This is a genomic window from Janthinobacterium sp. GW460-12-1-14-LB5, assembly GCF_059423585.1.
Genome location: NZ_JBWKYD010000020.1, coordinates 29,131 through 49,214, shown reverse-complemented (window position 1 = coordinate 49,214; position 20,084 = coordinate 29,131). Strand labels below are relative to the sequence as shown.

14 protein-coding genes are annotated in these 20,084 nt (G+C 60.7%); 12 read left to right on the top strand and 2 right to left on the bottom strand.

The genetic code is table 11. From position 1 onward, the window contains the following. The first annotated feature begins 34 nt into the window (after window positions 1–34). Together AC07X6_RS20325 and AC07X6_RS20320 are read left to right on the top strand one after the other, a co-directional pair. Window positions 35–1,291, top strand: coding sequence for a sensor histidine kinase (locus AC07X6_RS20325; protein ID WP_494792163.1), 1,257 nt, complete (start codon window positions 35–37; stop codon window positions 1,289–1,291). An 11-nt stretch (window positions 1,292–1,302) separates the two neighbouring features. Then, on the top strand, window positions 1,303–2,310 hold the full coding sequence (locus AC07X6_RS20320; RefSeq protein WP_494792162.1) for a response regulator: 1,008 nt from the start codon (window positions 1,303–1,305) through the stop codon (window positions 2,308–2,310). Between the two features lie 8 nt (window positions 2,311–2,318). Here AC07X6_RS20320 and AC07X6_RS20315 read toward each other — a convergent pair whose 3' ends face one another. Further along, window positions 2,319–4,850, bottom strand: coding sequence for an ABC transporter permease (locus AC07X6_RS20315; RefSeq protein WP_494792161.1), 2,532 nt, complete (start codon window positions 4,848–4,850; stop codon window positions 2,319–2,321). Between the two features lie 23 nt (window positions 4,851–4,873). Next, window positions 4,874–5,905: an adenosine deaminase gene (locus AC07X6_RS20310; RefSeq protein ID WP_230539714.1), complete on the bottom strand. Its 1,032-nt coding sequence runs from the start codon at window positions 5,903–5,905 to the stop codon at window positions 4,874–4,876. A 554-nt stretch (window positions 5,906–6,459) separates the two neighbouring features. On the opposite strand from AC07X6_RS20310, the gene AC07X6_RS20305 reads away from it, so the two are divergent. The 10 genes from AC07X6_RS20305 (at window position 6,460) to ileS (ending at window position 20,016) form a co-directional block, all read left to right on the top strand. After that, on the top strand, window positions 6,460–8,382 hold the full coding sequence (locus AC07X6_RS20305; protein ID WP_034785249.1) for a PrkA family serine protein kinase: 1,923 nt from the start codon (window positions 6,460–6,462) through the stop codon (window positions 8,380–8,382). 69 nt (window positions 8,383–8,451) lie between these two features. Then, window positions 8,452–9,720: a YeaH/YhbH family protein gene (locus AC07X6_RS20300; protein WP_230539715.1), complete on the top strand. Its 1,269-nt coding sequence runs from the start codon at window positions 8,452–8,454 to the stop codon at window positions 9,718–9,720. Next, complete coding sequence (locus tag AC07X6_RS20295; RefSeq protein WP_230539980.1) at window positions 9,720–11,321, top strand: SpoVR family protein; 1,602 nt, start codon at window positions 9,720–9,722, stop codon at window positions 11,319–11,321. Before AC07X6_RS20300 ends, AC07X6_RS20295 begins: the two co-directional genes overlap by 1 nt. A 539-nt stretch (window positions 11,322–11,860) precedes the next feature. Next, window positions 11,861–12,517 (top strand): energy transducer TonB, encoded by a 657-nt coding sequence (locus tag AC07X6_RS20290; RefSeq protein WP_077407913.1) that lies wholly within the window; start codon window positions 11,861–11,863, stop codon window positions 12,515–12,517. Between the two features lie 86 nt (window positions 12,518–12,603). Continuing rightward, window positions 12,604–13,533, top strand: a complete 930-nt coding sequence (locus tag AC07X6_RS20285; RefSeq protein ID WP_230539716.1) for a MotA/TolQ/ExbB proton channel family protein — start codon at window positions 12,604–12,606, stop codon at window positions 13,531–13,533. Between the two features lie 3 nt (window positions 13,534–13,536). Beyond that, window positions 13,537–13,965, top strand: coding sequence for an ExbD/TolR family protein (locus tag AC07X6_RS20280; protein ID WP_230539717.1), 429 nt, complete (start codon window positions 13,537–13,539; stop codon window positions 13,963–13,965). Window positions 13,966–14,070: 105 nt separating this feature from the next. Beyond that, window positions 14,071–14,502, top strand: a complete 432-nt coding sequence (locus AC07X6_RS20275) for an ExbD/TolR family protein (protein ID WP_170840419.1) — start codon at window positions 14,071–14,073, stop codon at window positions 14,500–14,502. Between the two features lie 78 nt (window positions 14,503–14,580). Further along, window positions 14,581–15,792, top strand: a complete 1,212-nt coding sequence (locus AC07X6_RS20270; protein ID WP_230539718.1) for a tetratricopeptide repeat protein — start codon at window positions 14,581–14,583, stop codon at window positions 15,790–15,792. A 284-nt stretch (window positions 15,793–16,076) separates the two neighbouring features. After that, complete coding sequence (locus tag AC07X6_RS20265) at window positions 16,077–17,048, top strand: bifunctional riboflavin kinase/FAD synthetase (RefSeq protein ID WP_230539719.1); 972 nt, start codon at window positions 16,077–16,079, stop codon at window positions 17,046–17,048. Between the two features lie 67 nt (window positions 17,049–17,115). Continuing rightward, complete coding sequence (gene ileS, locus AC07X6_RS20260; protein WP_494792160.1) at window positions 17,116–20,016, top strand: isoleucine--tRNA ligase; 2,901 nt, start codon at window positions 17,116–17,118, stop codon at window positions 20,014–20,016. The last annotated feature ends 68 nt before the right edge of the window (window positions 20,017–20,084 follow it).

The window sequence follows — 20,084 nt, the reverse complement described above, 5'->3', positions numbered from 1 at the left end:
ATGGCAAGGACGATGGACATACTGGCGGCAACGCGTGCGCCAGACACTGCTCCATTCGCTGCTGCATGAGCGCGCACCGCATGAGCACCTGGCCACCCGGGTTGCCATGCTGGCCGCCGTGGGCACGGTGGCCATGCCGCTGTACTACCTGCTGTGGCAGTTTTTTTTCCCGCAAGCCTATGAAAACCTGACCCTGCGCCTGACGGGCGTGGGCATCTGCCTGGCGGGCCTGTTCGCGCGCCGCTTTTCGGCCCGCTGGCTGTCGCGCTACCTGCTGTTCGCCCTCAGCTACATCCTGCCGTTCTTCTTTACCTTCATGTTCCTGATGAACCATGCGTCGTCCATCTGGAGCGAATCGCTGCTGATCGGCCTGGTGGTGCTGTTTCATTTCGAGACGAAGCTGGCGTGCCGCGCCTACCTGATCGGTACGGGCGCCGCCTGCCTGGCCGTCATCGTGCAGGGCGAAGGCGGCTTCCTGCTGCAGCCCACGGTGCTGCAGCAGCTGCCCGTGCACTGGTTCACCATCGCCGCGCTCTCCGTCGTGAAAGTGGGCGGCAAGGTACTGGAACAGGAGCGCCTGTCGGGTCTGGCCGCCGGGCTCGGTTCCGTGGCGCACGAGCTGCGCACGCCGCTGACCAGCGTGGAGGCGAACGTGCGCGGCATGCGCCGCCTGCTGCCGCAGCTGGCCGGCGAGGCCGAGGCCATGCCGCCCCTGCAGGAGGCGCTGTCGCGCATCCAGTTCGAGGTGCGCCACATGCAGCACATGATCGACCTGTTCCTCCTCAGCGCCAGCGCCGTCAACCGCAACCTGGAACCGAGCCAGGTGCTGTCGATGCTGGACATGGTGCATTCCGTGCTCAAGCGCTATCCGTTTACCGGCAACAAGCAGCGCGCCAGCGTCACGCTGGACGTGCGCGCCGACTTCCAGTTCGCGGGACAGGACGAACTGTGCGTGGTGATCCTGCTCAACCTGCTGAGAAATGCGCTGAAAGCCGTGCAGCGGGCCGGCAAGGGCCGCGTGCGCATCATCATCGACGGCGCCCGCCCCGTGCCCCGCCTGCTGGTCATCGACACGGGCTGCGGCATCGCGAAAAACCGCCTGCCGCTGATCTTCGAGCGTTTTTATTCGTATCCCGTGCACAACGGCAGCGGCATCGGCCTGGCCCTGTGCCGGCAGATCGCCCACGCCTGGCAGGCGCGCATCCGCTGCGTCTCGCGCGAGCATGCGTATGCGATCTTCATCCTGGAATTTCCCCAGCCCGTGCCTGCCCGCTTCCAACCCATTTCCTAGCAAGGTGACGCATGCAACTGCCCGTCTACACCCATCCGACCCTCACCGTGCTGATCGATGACAGCGATTCCTTTCTGAAAAGCATGGCTTTCCAGCTCGATCCCGCGCTGGCGCGCAAGACCTTCCACGATACGAGCACGGCGCTGCACTGGCTGCAGCAAACGCACCAGCGCGTCGCCATGCCCCTGCATGTGAATTTCGACCTGCACAGCACGGCGCCCAACGACTGCAATGTCGCCATCGACATCGAGCGCATCTGGCGCATCAGCGGCCAGGCCCAGCGCTTTGCCGTGCCGTCCGTGCTGGTGGTCGATTATTCGATGCCGCAGATGAACGGGCTGGAATTCTGCCAGGCCGTGCGCGACTTGCCGTGCAAGAAGATTCTATTTACGGGGGCGGCCGATGAAAAGATGGCCGTGACGGCGTTCAACCGGGGCTTGATCGACCGCTACATCAAGAAGAGCGACGACGATGCGCTCGACATCCTGGAACAGGAAATCGTCAGCCTGCAGCGCGAATTTTTCCTGCAGCAGTCGGACACCGTGCGCGACTTGCTGTTGCTGCATGACTATAGTTTCCTGCAAGACGAAGCCATGGCCGCCGTGGTGCACGAGCTGTGCCAGCGCCATGGCTTTGTCGAGTTTTACATCTTCCCCAATCCCAGCGGCATCCTGTTTTTCACGCGCGACGGCCACGCCAGGCTGATGATCATCGAGACGGAACGCAGCCTGCACACGCAGTATGAAATGGCGCGCGACAGCGACGCGCCCGAATCCTTGCTGCTGGCCCTGCTGGAAATGCGCGTGATTCCCTACTTTTCCGACGCCGACAGCGATGGCATGTACGCGGCGCACATCGGCGAAAACTGGTTCCGCTACTGCGCCGCACCCACCATCTGCCTGGGCCGCGTGACGTATTTCTGGGCCCTGTTCGACGTGCCGGCGCACCAGCTGGGCCAGCCGATTCTGTCCTACGCGCAATTTTTACGCGCGCAGGCGGGCGACAGCGTCGGCGCTTAGGCGTCAGCTCAACCTTCGCGCAAGGTCTGCAGCGGCGGATGCTTCAAGACATTGCGCAAGCCCAGCCAGCCGCCGGCGATCGCGCACAGGGCGCCGGCCAGCAGGCCGAAGGCCCACACGCCCGGCGCGAAGCTCCAGGCGAACTTGAACTGGTACGTGGCCAGAGCCCAGCCCATGGCCGCCGCGCCCGATGCCGCCAGCAAGCCGGCCAGGGCGCCGACGAGCGAAAACTCGATCAGCTGCGCCTGCGCCAGCTGGCGCCGCGTGGCACCGAGCGCGCGCAGCAGGCCCGCTTCGCGCGTGCGCTCGTCCTGCGAGCCCATCAGCGCCGCATACAGCACCAGCAAGCCCGAGGCCAAAGTGAAGGCAAACAGGAATTCGACGGCCGTCACCACCTGGTCCAGCACGCCCTGGATCTGTTTCAATACGCCGCCCACGTCGACCACCGTCAGGTTCGGATAGTCGCGCAGCAAGGCATTGCCCAGGTCCGCCTGCGCGGGAGGCCGGTGGAACGCCGTGATCCACGTCTGCGGCGTGTCCGCCATGGCGGCCGGATTGATGATGACAAAGAAATTGACGCGCATCGAGCCCCATTCCAGCTTGCGCAAGCTGGTAATGGCCGCTTCGACGGGCTGGCCGGCGATGTCGAAGCGCAGCTTGTCGCCCAGTTTCAGCTTCAGGGTCCTGGCGATGCCCTCTTCCACCGACGCCTCGGCCGGCGCGCCCGGCTTGTCGCTGAACCACTTGCCGGCCACCAGCTTGTTTTCTTCCTGCATGGTCGCCATCGTCGACAGATTGAATTCGCGGTCGGCCAGGCCCTTGGCGCGGTCATCCTCGTAGGTGCTTTCCGTGATGGCGTTGCCGTTCACGGCCACCAGGCGCCCGCGTATCATCGGATACAGCGGTGCGTTAGCCACGCCCGCCTGGGCCAGGCGCGCGGCGATCGGCTCCTTTTGCTCGGGCAGGATATTGATCATGAAGCGGTTCGGCGCATCGGGCGGCGTGGCATTGCGCCAGGCCACCATCAAGTCGCCGCGCACCACCGTCAGCAGCAGCAAGGCCATCAGGCCCAGGGCCAGCGACACCACCTGGATGACGGTGGCGCCCGGACGGCGCTGCAAGGACGTGACGGCAAAGCGCCAGCCCTGGTGATTGAAGGCGCCGCGCAAGGTTTTCAGCGAGCGGATGCCCAGCCAGCCGGCCAGGGCGAACAGGCCGAAGCCGCCGAGGAAGCCGGCCGCCGTCAGCAGCGCCAGTTTCACGTCGCCCGCCTGCCACAGCAGCAGCACGACGAAGGCGGCGATGCCGAGGCCATACGTGGCCAGGGCCAAGGCCTGCGGCGGCTCCTGCTCGCGGCGGATCACGCGGTTATGGGGAACATTGCGCAACTGCAAAATCGGCGGCAAGGCAAAGCCCAGCAACAGCAGCATGCCGGTGGCCACGCCCTGCAGCGCGGGCAGCAGGGACACGGGCGGCAAATCGCTCTGCACCAGCTTGCCCAACAGCTCCAGCAGCACCAGGTGGCCGCCGAAGCCCACCATCACGCCGATCACGCTGCCCGCCAGGCCCACCAGCAGGAATTCGATCACGTACATGGCAGTGACCTGGTTTTGCGTCAGGCCCAGGCAGCGCAGCATGGCGCAGGCATCGAGGTGCCGCAGCATGAAGCGGCGCGCCGCCATGGCCACGGCGACGGCCGCCAGCATGGCCGACAGCAGGCCGACGAGCGACAGGAAACGGTCGGCGCGGTCCAGCGTCGACTGCATCTGCGGGCTGCCCGATTCCAGCGATTCGATGCGCACGCCTTTTATCGACTGCGCCTTGATCTGGCTTTCCAGCCAGGCTTGATATTGCGCAAGCTCGGCCGCCTTGGCGGGCGGCGCCGACAGCAGCAGCCGGTATGACACGCGCGAGCCGTTCTGCACCAGCGCCGTGGCGGCCAGGTCACTCAAGGGCAGCATCACGCGGGGGGCGAAATTGAGGAAGGACGCGCCGCGGTCCGGTTCGCTGGCGATCAGTTGCGTGACCGTAAATGCCTTGTCGCCCAGGGTCAGGGTGTCGCCCAGCTTCGCGTTCAGGCTGGACAGGATCGCCGCATCGACCCACACGGTGCCCGCTGCGGGCACCTGGTCCGTCGGCTGGCCCACGGCATCCTGCGCTTCGCTCGCTTTGGTGGTGATTTTCAGCTTGCCCCGCTGTGGGTAGCCGGGCGAGACGGCCTTGATGGACGCCAGCTGCGAGGTCGATTGCTCGCCCTCGCCCGCCTGCGCCATGCTGGGGAACGTCACCGTGTCGGCCAGGATAAAGCCGCGCTTCTGCGCTTCGGCGCGCCAGGCCGCGTTGACGGGCTGGTCGGCGTTGATGACGAGGTCGGCCCCCAGCAACTGGTGCGCGTCGCGGTTCAGGCCCGCGCGCAAACGGTCGACGAAAAAGCCGACGGCCGACAGGGCCGCCACGGCGACGATCAGCGCGACGAGCAGGAAACGCAGTTGCCCGGCGCGCCAGTCGCGCCCGGTCATTTTGAGGGAGAGGCGGAGCATGGGCGGCGGGTCTTTATAGTCAGTTATTGCGCGGCGCCGTGGGCGGCGGCGTGCTGGGCGAAATACGCATCGACGGTGGCAAGAAACGCGTCTTTTTGCGCCTGCGGCAGGAAGGCGGCGATAAAACCGTTGCGCGCCAGGCGTTGCGCGTGCGACAGGCCCAGCGGCAGCGCGTCGAAGATGGCGTCAAAATTGTCGTTCATGTAGCCGCCGAAATAGGCGGGATCGTCCGAGTTCACCGTCACCAGCAGGCCCGCGTCGAGCAGTTGCACCAGGTTATGGTCATGCATCTGGTCGAACACGCGCAGCTTGGTGTTCGACAGCGGGCAGACGGTGAGCGCGACCTGTTCGCGCGCCAGACGGGCCGTCAGTTCCGCGTCTTCCAGGCAGCGCACGCCATGGTCGATGCGTTCGACTTTCAAGTCGTCGAGCGCCGTGCGGATGTAGGCTGGCGGGCCTTCCTCGCCCGCGTGGGCCACCAGGTGCAGGCCCAGCTCGCGGCAACGGGCAAACACGCGCGAGAATTTCTCGGGCGGGTTGCCCACTTCCGACGAATCGAGGCCGATGCCGATGAACTTGTCGCGGTGCGGCAGCGCGTCTTCCAGGGTCTCGAATGCCTCTTCCTCGCTCAGGTGGCGCAGGAAGCACAGGATCAGGGCCGCGCTGACGGGGCTGTCCTGGCAGGCGCGGTGGATGCCGTTGATCACGTCGGCCATGGCCACGCCGCGCGCCGTGTGCGTTTGCGGGTCGAAGAAGATTTCCGTGTGCAAGACGTTATCGGCTTCGGCGCGGCGCAGGTAGGCTTGCGTCATGTCATAGAAATCCTGCTCTTTCAAGAGCACGCTTGCGCCAGCGTAATAAATGTCGAGAAAAGACTGCAAATCTGTAAAAGCATAGGCGCTGCGCAAGTGTTCCACCGATTCATAGCCCAAAGGCACGCCATTGCGCTCCGCCAGTGCGAAAATCAGTTCTGGCTCCAGCGAGCCCTCGATATGGATATGCAGTTCGGCTTTGGGCATGCCGCGGACGATCGCGCGCAATTGGGGGTGCATCATGGGTGTTCCTTATAGGGTGAAGATAACAATGCTGGCACGCGCACGCGCACGCGCGGCGCGCGGGGCCATCGGACATGCAGGCATCTTAGCGCAAGATGGCCAGCCGCACCGGCGCCCGGCCGCCATGGCCCGCACCGGCACGCACTGGCGAATTGTCGTATGATGGTTTAAAAGGTACAAAAAAGTTCATTGAAATGGATGAAAAATTTGATGTTTTATCCAATTAAATCAACAATTTACAAACAAGTATTAAGGATATGCTGACATATCTTTTGACTTCCTGATCCTTTAGAGCAATAATAAATTTCATGGGGTAATGGTAGGTGCAACAAGCGCTATCAACAGTGAAAAAAAGCCGGCTGGCCACGTCAGCACACGGCATCAAGCGCCAGTTTTTTGGTCCGGGCAATCCGGACTCGCAAAGACAGCCGGGCTTGAAACAACAATAAAAATCGGTACGGGGTACAGGAAAAGTTCAGACGGCAAGCCCAGGCGAGTGCCAGGCGGGCGGCCATGGTGACTGGCAGTTCAGGTTTACATTAAAGGACATTGACATGACCATTTTTGATAACTATGCAGCACGCTACGAGCGCACCCGCGAAGAGGAAATGTCGCTCACCGAGTACCTGGCCCTGTGCAAGAAGGACAAGCTGACGTATGCCAGCGCGCCCGAACGCATGCTGGCCGCCATCGGCGAGCCGCAGCTGGTCGACACGCGCAACGACACGCGCCTGTCGCGCATCTTCGCCAACAAGATCATCAAGATCTACCCCGCCTTCCGCGAGTTCTACGGCACCGAGGAAGTCATCGAGCAAGTCGTCTCGTATTTCCGCCACGCGGCGCAAGGCCTGGAAGAACGCAAGCAGATCCTGTACTTGCTGGGGCCTGTGGGCGGCGGCAAGTCGTCGATCGCGGAAAAACTCAAGTCGCTGATGGAACACGTACCCTTCTATTGCCTGAAAGGCTCGCCCGTCAACGAATCTCCGCTGGGCCTGTTCAACGAGGAAGAGGACGGCACCATCCTGGAAGAGGATTACGGCATCCCGCGCCGCTACCTGCGCAACATCCCCAGCCCGTGGGCCGTCAAGCGCCTGCATGAATACAATGGCGATATCAACCAGTTCCGCGTCGTCAAGCGCTATCCGTCCGTGCTGAAACAGATCGCCATCTCGAAAACGGAGCCGGGCGACGAAAACAACCAGGATATTTCCTCGCTGGTGGGCAAGGTCGACATCCGCAAGCTGGAAGACTATGCGCAGGACGACCCGGACGCCTACAGCTATTCGGGCGGCCTGTGCCTGGCCAACCAGGGCCTGATGGAATTCGTGGAAATGTTCAAGGCGCCCATCAAGGTGCTGCATCCGCTGCTGACGGCCACGCAGGAAGGCAATTACAAGGGCACGGAAGGCTTCGGCGCGATACCGTTCGACGGCATCATCCTGGCCCACTCGAACGAGTCGGAATGGAAGACCTTCAAGAACAACCGCAACAACGAGGCGTTTCTTGACCGTATCTATATAGTCAAGGTGCCATACTGCCTGCGCGTCTCCGATGAAATCAAGATCTACGACAAGCTGGTCGCCAATTCCTCGCTGGTGAAAGCCCCGTGCGCGCCCGGCACCCTGCGCATGATGGCGCAGTTCGCCATCCTGTCGCGCCTGAAAGACCCGGAAAACTCCAGCATTTTCTCGAAGATGCTCGTCTACGATGGCGAAAACCTCAAGGACACGGATCCGAAAGCCAAGTCCATGCACGAATACGTCGATTACGCGGGCGTGGACGAGGGCATGAACGGGCTGTCGACGCGCTTTGCCTTCAAGATCCTGTCTAAAGTGTTCAACTTTGACAATTCCGAAGTGGCCGCCAATCCCGTGCACTTATTATATGTACTGGAACAGCAGGTCGAGCGCGAGCAGTTCGCGCCGGAACTCGAGCAGCGCTACTTCTCCTATATCAAAGAGCACCTGGCGCAGCGCTATGTGGAATTCATCGGCAAGGAGATCCAGACGGCGTACCTGGAAAGCTATTCGGAATACGGCCAGAACATTTTTGATCGCTACGTGACGTTTGCCGACTTCTGGATACAGGACCAGGAATACCGCGATCCGGACACGGGCGAAAGTTTTGATCGCGAATCGCTGAACAATGAGCTGGAAAAGATCGAGAAGCCGGCGGGTATTTCCAATCCGAAAGACTTCCGCAATGAAATCGTGAACTTCGGGCTGCGCGCGCGGGCGTCGAACGGCGGCAAGAATCCCGCCTGGACCAGCTACGAAAAGTTCCGCACCGTGATTGAAAAGAAAATGTTTTCGAATACGGAGGAATTGCTGCCCGTGATTTCCTTCAATGCCAAGGCCAGCGCCGACGATGCCAACAAGCACGCCGACTTCGTGGCACGCATGGTGGAAAAAGGCTATACGGCCAAGCAGGTACGCCTGTTATGCGAATGGTACTTGCGCGTACGCAAGTCATCGTAGCGCGGACAGCGGGCGCGCCCCGCCCGGAGACTGGCGGGGCGCGCAAGACGAGAAGCAAGGAGGCACCCTTTGACATACCTCATCGACAGGCGCTTGCAAAGCAAGAATAAATCCGCCGTCAACCGCGAGCGTTTCCTGCGGCGTTACAAGGGCCAGATCAAGGATGCCGTGGGGCGCGCCATCAAGGGGCGCTCGATCACGGACGTCGAGAATGGCGAAAAGGTCAGCATCCCCGTCAAGGACGTGGGCGAGCCGTCGTTTGGCCACGCGCATGGCGGCGTATGGGAAGTGGTCAATCCCGGCAACAAGGAATACCTGAAAGGCGACCAGATCGCCCGGCCGAAAGGCGGCGGTGGCAGCGGGCGGGGCAAGGCGGGCAACAGCGACGAGACGACGGAAGACGATTTCATCTTCGAATTGTCGCGCGAAGAATTCATGAATTATTTCTTCGAAGACTTGGAATTGCCGCACATGGTGAAAACCCAGCTGACGGCCACCACGGAATTCAAGAACCAGCGCGCCGGCTACAATATGTCGGGCACGCCGTCGAACATCCACGTGCTGCGCTCCCTGCGCGGCGCGCTGGGGCGGCGCATCGCCGTCGGCGGCGGCGCCCGCAAGCAGCTGGCGCAGGCCGAGGAAGACCTGGCCGAACTGTTGCACGAAGGCGCGCCCGACAGCGACCCGCTGGTCACGGAGCTGCGCCGCCTGATCCACCACCTGCACACGCGCTTGCTGGCGATACCCTTCATCGACCCGTTCGACTTGCGCTACAGCAACCGCATCAAGGTGCCCAAGCCCATGACGCAAGCCGTGATGTTCTGCATCATGGACGTCTCCGGCTCCATGGACGAGTCGCGCAAGGACACGGCCAAGCGCTTCTTCATCCTGTTATATCTGTTCCTCAAGCGCGTCTACGACAAGATCGAGGTGGTCTTCATCCGCCACCATACGGCGGCGGCGGAGGTCAACGAGCACGATTTCTTCAATTCGCGCGAGTCGGGCGGCACCGTCGTGTCGTCGGCCTTGCACTTGCTCAACACGATTATTGACGAACGCTATGGCGCCGGGCAGTGGAACAGCTATGTGGCGCAGGCATCCGACGGCGACAACTGGGACAACGATTCCGTGCTGTGCCGCCAGCTCCTAATTAATACCATCATGCCCAAGGTGCAGTACTACACCTATGTCGAGATCACCGACGGCCCGCAGCAAAACCTGTGGGAGCAATATGCGGGCGTGCTCGACCATCACGCCCATTTCGCCATGCAAAAGATCGTCACGCCGGCCGATATCTACCCGGTCTTCCGCGAACTGTTCAAGAAACAGGTGAAATGATGAGTGCAGCCTTTGACCGCGCCAGCAATACCCCGGGCGAACCGTTCGTGCGCCTGCGCCACCCGAACGCCTTGCCCGAGCAGTCGGAATGGACGTTCGAACTGATCGAGCAAATCCACGAGGAAATCCGCCGCGTGGCGAAACAGTTCGGCCTCGACACCTATCCGAACCAGCTGGAAATCATCACGGCCGAACAGATGATGGATGCCTACACTTCCGTCGGCATGCCCGTCTCGTACAACCATTGGTCGTTCGGCAAGCATTTTCTGTCTACCGAGAAAAGCTACAAGCGGGGCCAGATGGGCCTGGCCTACGAGATCGTCATCAACTCGAATCCGTGCATCGCCTATTTAATGGAGGAAAACAGCCTGACCATGCAGTCGCTGGTGATCGCGCATGCGGCCTACGGGCATAACTCCTTTTTTAAAGGCAATTACCTGTTCCGCGCCTGGACGGATGCGGACGCCATCATCGACTACATGGTGTTTGCCAAGAATTACATCGCCGAATGCGAGCAGCGCCATGGCGTCGATGCCGTGGAACTGCTGCTCGACTCGTGCCACGCCATCCAGAACTATGGCGTGGACCGCTACAAGCGGCCGGCGAAACTGTCGATGGCGAAGGAATATGCGCGCCAGAAAGAGCGCGAAGCCTATGTGCAGTCGCAGATCAACCAGCTGTGGCGCACCCTGCCCCGGCGCGACGAGGATGAAGACGAGGACGACCAGCGCAAGGCCGCGCCCCGCTTTCCGCCCGAACCCGAGGAAAACCTGCTGTACTTTATCGAGAAGTACGCGCCGCTGCTGGAACCGTGGCAGCGCGAGATGGTGCGCATCGTGCGCAAGATTTCCCAGTATTTCTATCCGCAGCGGCAAACCCAGGTCATGAACGAGGGCTGGGCCACTTTCTGGCACTACACGATATTGAACCAGTTATATGATGAAGGCGTGGTGGGTGACGGCTTCATGATGGAATTTCTCAAAAGCCATACCAACGTCGTCTACCAGCCCCCCATCGACAGTCCGTACTACAGCGGCATCAATCCGTATGCGCTGGGTTTCGCCATGATGAGCGACATCCGCCGCATCTGCGAGCATCCGACGGACGAAGACCGCGCCTGGTTCCCCGACATGGCAGGCAGCGACTGGCGCAAGAGCCTGGACTTCGCCATGCGCAATTTCAAGGATGAAAGCTTTATCGCCCAGTACCTGTCGCCGCGGCTGATCCGCGAATTCCATTTCTTTGCCGTGCTCGACGACGACAAGAATGAAAAGCTGGCCATTTCCGCCATCCACGACGATGCCGGCTACCGCTACGTGCGCCAGCAGCTGGCCGAGCAGTACAACCTGGGCAACCGCGAGCCGAACATCCAAGTGTGGTCCGTGAATACGCGCGACGACCGCGCCCTGACCCTGCGCCACACGCAATTCCAGCGCCGCCCGCTGAACCAGCAGGCGGCCGAGGTGCTCAAGCACGTGGCGCGGCTGTGGGGCTTCGATGTGCACCTCGATACGGTCGACCCGCAGGGCGCCGTTCTGGGCACCCTGAATTGCCGGCGCGAGAAGCGCAACCGGCGCGACGACCCCGTTGTCCGGCCATGAAATGATTTGTTGATAATAATCAATGGCAAGAATATAAGCGTTTCCTATGCCTACATAGGAATTCAGTATGGCCTGACGGCGTCAAATGGGCCGCCGGGAGCGCCTTTTTTGACCTGGGTGAAGTTCATTGCGCACCTGTTTGGTGCGCGCGGATGGTTAAGTGGTCTGGTTCCGAGCCAAAACATTTCCAAAAAGAAAGATTTTTCTCCAAATTTAGCAGTTTCCATATTGGATATCACGAAATATAATTCCGCCAGATCGGCACATCGGAGAACTTAGCAGCGGTCGCCCAAAACGGCTGTAAAAAACCGATAAGACCGCCTTTTTTTCTGTCCGAAAGCGTGCAAAGATGACATAAGCAAGTACGTTTTCAGGGCGCAAAAGCGCCAAAAATTTAACCGGTTTTAGGCGTTAAAAATCTGTGTAAAATAAAGAATTCGTATGTATAATTCGGCGACGTCCCGGATACGGCTGGAGCTTTGTGTCGTCATTTTGGGGTTCAGTTGCAAGACAAGAGATGGTATTTGGAGAAAGCAGGCATGAATTTTTCGAACGAGAAAAGTCCCAAGAACTACACAGGCATCACTATCGTTGTCCTGCTGCACGTTCTCGCGGCTTACGGGATCGTGACGGGCTTGGGCAAGCGGTTGGTCACCAAAATGATGGAACCGGTTGAAACCAAGATTATCGAGGAAGTCAAACCGCCTCCACCGAAGGATCTTCCACCGCCACCACCGCCGCCAGAAATGAAGGCGCCACCGCCGCCATTCATTCCGCCAGTCGAGGTGAACGTGCAGCAGCCGCCACCACAGCAGAACGTGATTGCAAATGCGACTGCCGTGAAGCCAGCATCGAATGTATTGGCACCGCCAACGCCGCCTGCACAGCCTGCGCCAACTCCTGGACCAGCCAAATCGGTGCGTACGCCGGCCGTGGTTGACTTCAGCGTCTGCGAAAAACCGGCTTATCCAAAGTCGTCGCAGCGTAACGAGGAAACCGGTGTGGTGACACTGTCGTTCCTGATCGGTGTAGACGGCAAGGTCGCTGATTCGAAGATCGTGAAGTCCAGCGGCTTCAGGGACCTGGACAAAGCCGCGGTGCAAGGTATCAGCCGCTGTACATTTAAGCCGGCAACAGTTGACGGCAAGCCGGAACAAGGCTGGCAGCAAATGCAATACGTTTGGTCGCTGGATTAAAACCCGAGACAGTTATCCCCTGTCTCACACTATGATTTCGTTGTCATTACGTTCAGCGATCTGTTATTTTTAATTTTGGAGGAAGCATGTTTAAGAATACCCGTTTGTCCGCATTTTTTGCCGCGGTTCTGTTGTCCGTTACCGCTACTACCGCTCTGGTAGCAGCTCCGGCATTCGCTGACGCGCCAGCATCGGCTGCCGCTTCGGCTCCTGCGGCAGACGCTGCACCAGCACCAGTTGCTGCAGATGCAGCCGCTCCAGCAGCAGACGCAGCCGCTCCAGCCGCTGATGCAGCCGCTCCAGCCAAAACCGAAGAAGTCCACAACCCGTTCGGCCTGCAAGCAGTGTGGGACGGCGGCTTCGTGCCACGCGCCACCCTGATCATCATGGTCATCATGTCGATCGGTACCTGGTACATCATCATCACCAAGCTGATCGATCAAATGAAGATCTTCAAGCAAGCTAAAGAAGCCGCTGCCAAATTCTGGAAAGCACCTTCGATCGCTGCTGGTTCGGCAACCCTGGAAGAAGGTTCGCCATTCCGCTTCATCGCTGAATCGGGCACCAAGGCAACGGCTCACCATGACGGCGCCCTGCTGGAACAAATCGATCTGTCGACCTGGGTGACGATGTCGATCCAGCGCGCTTCGGACAAAGTCCAATCGCGTCTGCAAGATGGCCTGTCGTTCCTGGCAACCGTTGGTTCGACCGCACCGTTTATCGGTCTGTTCGGTACCGTTTGGGGTATCTACAACGCACTGACCGCTATCGGCATGACCGGTAACGCATCGATCGACAAAGTGGCAGGTCCAGTTGGTGAAGCACTGATCATGACCGCTTTCGGTCTGCTGGTCGCTGTTCCTGCCGTTCTGGGTTACAACTGGCTGGTTCGTCGTAACAAAACCGCAATGGAAGACATCCGCTCGTTCAGCGCCGACGTTCACTCGGTTCTGGTTTCCGGCGTAATGTCCACCAGCGAAGCTGGCCGTGCTGCCGGCGCTAAAAAGATCGGATAAGTCATGTCGATGTCCGTCGGCTCCGACAGCGGAGAACAAGATCAGGTAATGTCAGAAATCAACACGACGCCGCTTGTCGACATCATGTTGGTTTTGCTGATCATTTTCTTGATCACCAGTCCGGTTGTCCTCAAGCTGCAGAAAATCGATCTGCCGATCGAGGCCAACCAAGCCCTTCAAACCAAGCCGCAAAACGTTAACATCGTTGTTAACAAGGATGGCGAGATTTACCTGGGCCAGACCAGACTGAGAGACACGAACGAATTGTTCGATTATCTTAAAGTTGAAGCAGTGAAAGTACCGCAGCCGGAAGTACACGTTCGTGGCGACCAAGAAACACGCTACGAATCGATCGGCCGGGTTATTTACACGACCCAACGTGCCGGGATCCAGAAGGTCGGCTTCATCACCGAACCACCTGACAAGGGCTGATAGCGACTGACAGCGGCGTCCCGGCAACATGGGGGCGCCACTGAAGGAAGCTTGCCGGGCGGCAGTTTCGCCCGGTGCTTCGTTGGACTTCTTAAAGGAAACACTATGAGTATGAATGTCGGTTCGGGAAGCGCAGCAGGCGCGGATCCGGAACCAATGATGGAACTGAACATGACGCCCCTCATCGACGTGATGCTGGTGCTGATTATCATGTTGATCATCACGATTCCTAAGCAAAACCACTCGGTGAACCTGAACATGCCGGTCGGCACCCCGCCGCCACCGACAACCGAACCAGTGGTCGTCACGATCGATGTCGATTTTGATGGCACTATCTTGTGGGACAATCAGGTCGTACCTGATCGTAATACGCTGGAAGCCAAGCTGAGCAACGTTGCTGCGCAAGCAGATCAGCCGGAAGTGCATCTGCGTCCTAACAAGCTGGTGGAATACAAAGTCGTCGCCGGTGTGATGGCGTCGGCGCAGCGTCTGGGCGTGACTAAAATCGGTCTGGTCGGCAACGAGCAATTCCAGTAAGCTGCAGCAATCAGGTTCTCTTTACATCCGAATAGGCAGGACTTCCTGCCTATTCGCTTTTTACTGAAAGACTTTCTCATGTCCAAGTTTCGTCTCGCTCATCTCGGCCTCGTCATGGCCGCTATCGGTTTTACCGCAGCAACTCCCGTAATCGGCCTGGGCTCGCTGGCATACGCCGCGGACACCGTGCGCGCCGAAGTGGGCAAGCCATTGCAAGAAGCGCAAAAACTCGCTGGCAGCGGCAAGAACAAGGAAGCGCTGGCCAAACTGCGCGAAGCAGACAGCGTCGGTGGCAAGACTGCCTTTGAAAGCTACCAGATCGAACGCGTGCGCGCTTCGGCCGCCGCCGCCGCCGGCGACAACGGCACCGCCATCAAGGCTTTCGAAGCCGTCATCAATTCCGGCCGCCTGAGCGCCGCCGAAGCCCCGAAATTCACGCAAGCGCTGGCCGGCATGTACTACCGCGCCAAGGACTGGCCAAATACCATCACCTGGATCAAACGCTCGCTGAAAGACCGCGACGACGCGCAAATGCGCGAACTGCTGATCCAGACCTACTACGTCAGCGGCAACTACGCCGAAGCGGCCAAGGAACTGCAAGCGCGCGGCGGCAACTCGGAAGCGAGCCTGCAAATGCTGGCCAACATCCAGTTGAAGCAAAACGACAAGGCTGGCTACGTCGCCACCCTGGAAAAACTGGCCGGCAGCTATCCAAAGACCAGCTACTGGGCTGACCTGCTGAACCGCGTCTCGGGCAAACCTGGCTTCTCGCAACGCCTGGGCCTGGACGTCCAGCGCCTGCGCCTGGCCAACGGCCTGTTCACCAAGCCTTCCGAATACATGGAAATCAGCCAGCTAGCCCTGCAAGCAGGCAATCCTGGCGAAGCTTTGAGCATCATCGAGCAAGGCTACAAGAAAGGCGTGCTGGGCACCGGCACCGATGCGCCACGTCACCAGCGCCTGAAAGACCTGGCCCTGAAAACCCAGGCCGACCTGAAGGCCAACGCCGCCAAGTCGGAAGCGGAATACGTCAAGAACAAGGACGCCGACAGCTTGAGCAAGCTGGGCTTCGCCCTGGTGTACGACGGCCAGGCCGAAAAAGGCCTGGGCCTGATGAATGACGCGGTGAAACTGGGCACGGCCAAGTATGCGGAAGAAGCCAAGCTGCATCTGGGCATCGCCTACATTCACGCCGGCAAGAAATCCAATGCAACGACGGCACTCAAAGCCGTCAAGGGCACGGATGGCGCGGCTGACCTGGCCCGTTACTGGACGTTAATGAACAAGTAATTGACATCGAACCCAAGCTACTGCGCGTCGCGCTTTGCAGCCTGTGATGCTCACCGTACTACAGTACGGTTGCGCTTCTCGGCCACAAATCACTGCCGCTCGCTACGCTTGGGTTCGACGTTGAGAGTGCATTGAATCAATACTAAAGCGTTGCCAGCATACCCGCCGGCAACGCTTTTTATCATTTCAGCAGTGAAATTCGCCCTGTGCCCACCCTGCCGGGTGTGCATCCCTGAAACAGTCCGTATAATCCCCCTTTTGGCACAGTTTTTCATCAGATTCCCATGAAGGTATTCCGCGGACTTCCCAATGCCCAGGCTCGAGCGCCCTGCGCTCTGACCATCGGCAATTTTGACGGTGTCCACATCGGCCATCAAGCCTTGCTGGCGCGCGTGCGCGAAGCTGCCACAGAACTCGGCATTGAAGCGGCCGTGATGACGTTCGAACCGCATCCGCGCGAATTCTTCGCGCAGCGCGCGGGCGACCTGTCGAAAGCGCCACAGCGCATCGCCAACTTGCGCGACAAGCTGCAATCGCTGGACGACGCCGGCATCGACCGTGTCGTCGTCGAGCATTTCAGTGCCCAGTTCGCCGCCTTGACGCCGCAGGAATTCACGGAAAAAGTCCTCGTCGACGGCTTGCACGTGAAATGGCTGATGGTCGGCGACGACTTCTGCTATGGCGCCCGGCGCGCTGGCGACGTGGCCATGCTGCAGGAAGCGGGCCGTCAATATGGTTTCCATGTAGAAACATTGCCGACGGTAATGAACGGCAGCACGCGCATCTCCTCGTCGGCCGTGCGTCTGGCGCTGGCCGCCGGCGATTTCCCGCTGGCCACGCAGTTGCTGGGCCATCCGTACGCCATTTCCGGCCACGTGATCCACGGCCAGAAACTGGGCCGCACGCTGGGTTTCCCCACCCTGAACCTGCGCGTGGCGCACCGCCCTGCCCTGTCCGGCATCTTCATCGTGCAAGTGCACGGCCTGGGACCGCAGCCGCTGCCGGCCGTGGCCAGCCTGGGTGTGCGCCCTACCGTCGACGACAGCGGCCGCGTCTTGCTGGAAGTGCATCTGTTTGATTTTAATCAATCGTGCTACGGCAAGCTGGTACGCGTGGAATTCCTGCAAAAGCTGCGCGACGAAGAAAAGTACGACGATTTGCCCACCCTGACGGCCGCCATCGAGCGCGACTCGAACCAGGCGCGTGCGTATTTCGCACTGCGCCGCAGCGCCATTACCGCCACCGACCGAATTTGATCCCGGCCAACTCCGCCGCCTGGCGGCACCTGCCGCCGCAAACTATTCAACACCATTAAAGAAGATTATGTCCGATCAAAACAAGCCAGCCACGCCCAAGCAGAACAAGAAGCCTGAAAGCAAATACCCGGTCAACATGACGGAAACCCCATTCCCGATGCGCGGCGACATGGCCAAGCGCGAGCCGCAATGGGTGCAACAATGGCAAGACAAGAAGATTTACGAGCGCGTGCGCAAGGCTGCCGCTGGCCGTCCGAAATTCATCCTGCATGACGGCCCGCCGTATGCGAATGGCGACATCCACCTGGGCCACGCCGTCAACAAGATCCTGAAGGACATGGTCGTCAAGTCGCGCTCGCTGGCCGGCTTCGACGCGCCCTACGTGCCGGGCTGGGATTGCCACGGCATGCCGATCGAGATCCAGATCGAAAAACTGCACGGCAAGAACCTGCCGACGGCCGACGTGCTGGAAAAGGCCCGCGCCTACGCCAACGTGCAGGTCGAGCGCCAGAAGAAGGATTTTATTCGCCTGGGCGTGCTGGGCGAGTGGGACAACCCATATCTGACCATGGCGCACGGCAATGAAGCGGACGAATTGCGCGCGCTGGGCAAGCTGCTGGAAAAAGGCTATGTCTACCGCGGCCTGAAACCCGTCAACTGGTGCTTCGATTGCCAGTCGGCGCTGGCCGAGGCGGAAGTGGAATACGCGGAAAAACGCGATCCGGCCATCGACGTCGGCTTCAAGTTCGCCGAGCCGGCCAAGCTGGCGGCCGCCTTCGGCCTGCCTTCCCTGCCGACCGATAACGGTTTCATCGTCATCTGGACCACCACGCCGTGGACCATCCCGTCGAACCAGGCGCTCAACGTGCACCCGGAAGTCAAATACGCGCTGGTGAAAGCCGAGCGCGATGGCCAGCCATTGCTGCTGATCCTGGCGCAAGACCTGGTCGTGGCCAGCCTGGCGCGCTTCAAGCTCGAAGGCACGACGATCGCCACCTGCGACGGCGCCGCCCTGGCCGGCATCAGCTTCCGCCACCCGCTGCACGCGGCCGACGCTTTCTACGACCGCCTGTCGCCGTTGTACCTGGCCGAATACGTGACCACGGAAAGCGGCACGGGCGTGGTGCACTCGGCGCCAGCCTACGGCCTGGACGACTTCATCTCGTGCAAGGCGCACGGCATGAAGGACGACGACATCATCAAACCCGTCATGGGCGACGGCAAGTTCGCCTCGACCCTGCCCCTGTTCGGCGGCATGACCATCTGGGAAGCGTCGAAACCGATCTGCAATGCCCTGAAAGAAGCGGGAGCCTTGTTCGAAGTCAAGATGTTCGACCACAGTTACATGCATTGTTGGCGTCATAAGACGCCGATCATCTACCGCGCCACGTCGCAATGGTTTGCCGGCATGGACGTGACGCCGAAGGACGGCGGCGCGACCCTGCGCGAAACGGCCTTGAAAGGCATCGCCGATACCGAGTTCTTCCCGGACTGGGGCCAGGCGCGCCTGCACGGCATGATCGCCAACCGCCCTGACTGGACCTTGTCGCGCCAGCGCCAGTGGGGCGTGCCGATGGCCTTCATCGTGCACAAGGAAACGGGCGACCTGCATCCACGCACGCCGGAACTGCTGGAGCAAGTGGCCAAGCTGATCGAAAAGGACGGCATCGAGGCATGGCAGGCGCTGGATCTGAAAGACCTGATCGGCGACGAAGCGGCCATCTACGCCAAGAACAAGGACACGCTGGACGTGTGGTTCGATTCCGGCGCCACGCACCAGACGGTGCTGGGCGGCCCGCAGGCGCACGGCTCGCACTCGACGCAGCTGCAATTCCCGGCCGACCTGTACCTGGAAGGCTCGGACCAGCATCGCGGCTGGTTCCACTCGTCGCTGCTGGTGTCGTCGATGCTGAACGGCCGTCCGCCATATAAAGCCCTGCTGACGCACGGCTTCACGGTCGATGGCGAAGGCAAGAAGATGTCGAAGTCGCTGGGGAACACCCTGGCGCCGCAAAAGATCTCGGACACCCTGGGCGCGGACATCCTGCGCCTGTGGATCGCTTCGACCGACTACACGGGCGAGCTGTCGATCTCCGACGAAATCCTGAAACGCGTGACGGAATCGTACCGCCGCATCCGCAACACCCTGCGCTTCCTGCTGGCGAACACCTCGGACTTCAATCCGGCCACAGATGCCGTGCCGGTGGCGGAGATGTTCGAAATCGACCGCTATGCGCTGGCCAACATGGCATCGCTGCAAACGCAGATCGAGAACAACTATGCGCGCTACGAGTTCCACCCCGTCGTGTCGAAGCTGCAGACCTACTGCTCGGAAGACCTGGGCGGCTTCTACCTGGACATCCTGAAGGACCGTCTGTACACCTCGGGCTTGACGTCGCACGCGCGCCGCTCGGCGCAGACGGCCCTGTGGCACATCACGCAAAGCCTGCTGCGCCTGATGGCCCCGGCCCTGTCGTTCACGGCCGAAGAAGCGTGGGCCGTCTTTGCCGGCGCGGAGGCGTACGCCGCCAGCGATGAAACCATCTTCACGCAAACCTGGTGGCAGCTGCCGGCAGTGGCGGATGCGGCCGAGCTGCTGGAGAAATACACAGCCCTGCGCGCCGTGCGCACGGATGTGACCAAGCAGCTGGAAGACTTGCGCACCTCGGGCGCCATCGGCTCCTCGCTGCAAGCGGAACTGACGATCAAGGCCGCGCCGATGAAGTACAAGCTGTTGACCACCCTGGGCGAGGACTTGAAGTTCGTCTTCATCACCTCGCAGGCAACGGTGGCGGAAGTGGCCGACGAAGCAGCCGAGGAAGTGCTCGTGGCCGCGTCGACGGCGCCGAAGTGCGAGCGCTGCTGGCACTATCGCGCCGACGTGGGCACGGACACCGCGCATGCCACCCTGTGCGGCCGCTGCGTCAGCAATCTGTTTGGAAAGGGCGAAGTTCGCCGTTTCGCTTAGACTGTCACCCCGGGGCGCTGCCTGCGTCCCGCGTCCAACCGCCGCCTGCTGCCAGGCGGCGGCTTTAT

Coding starts and splice junctions, on each gene's coding strand:
- AC07X6_RS20320 (WP_494792162.1), top strand. CDS start 1,303: ATGCAACTGCCCGTCTACACCCATCCGACCCTCACCGTGCTGATCGAT.
- AC07X6_RS20315 (WP_494792161.1), bottom strand. CDS start 4,850: ATGCTCCGCCTCTCCCTCAAAATGACCGGGCGCGACTGGCGCGCCGGG.
- AC07X6_RS20310 (WP_230539714.1), bottom strand. CDS start 5,905: ATGATGCACCCCCAATTGCGCGCGATCGTCCGCGGCATGCCCAAAGCC.
- AC07X6_RS20305 (WP_034785249.1), top strand. CDS start 6,460: ATGACCATTTTTGATAACTATGCAGCACGCTACGAGCGCACCCGCGAA.
- AC07X6_RS20295 (WP_230539980.1), top strand. CDS start 9,720: ATGAGTGCAGCCTTTGACCGCGCCAGCAATACCCCGGGCGAACCGTTC.
- AC07X6_RS20290 (WP_077407913.1), top strand. CDS start 11,861: ATGAATTTTTCGAACGAGAAAAGTCCCAAGAACTACACAGGCATCACT.
- AC07X6_RS20285 (WP_230539716.1), top strand. CDS start 12,604: ATGTTTAAGAATACCCGTTTGTCCGCATTTTTTGCCGCGGTTCTGTTG.
- AC07X6_RS20280 (WP_230539717.1), top strand. CDS start 13,537: ATGTCGATGTCCGTCGGCTCCGACAGCGGAGAACAAGATCAGGTAATG.
- AC07X6_RS20275 (WP_170840419.1), top strand. CDS start 14,071: ATGAGTATGAATGTCGGTTCGGGAAGCGCAGCAGGCGCGGATCCGGAA.
- AC07X6_RS20270 (WP_230539718.1), top strand. CDS start 14,581: ATGTCCAAGTTTCGTCTCGCTCATCTCGGCCTCGTCATGGCCGCTATC.
- AC07X6_RS20265 (WP_230539719.1), top strand. CDS start 16,077: ATGAAGGTATTCCGCGGACTTCCCAATGCCCAGGCTCGAGCGCCCTGC.
- ileS (WP_494792160.1), top strand. CDS start 17,116: ATGTCCGATCAAAACAAGCCAGCCACGCCCAAGCAGAACAAGAAGCCT.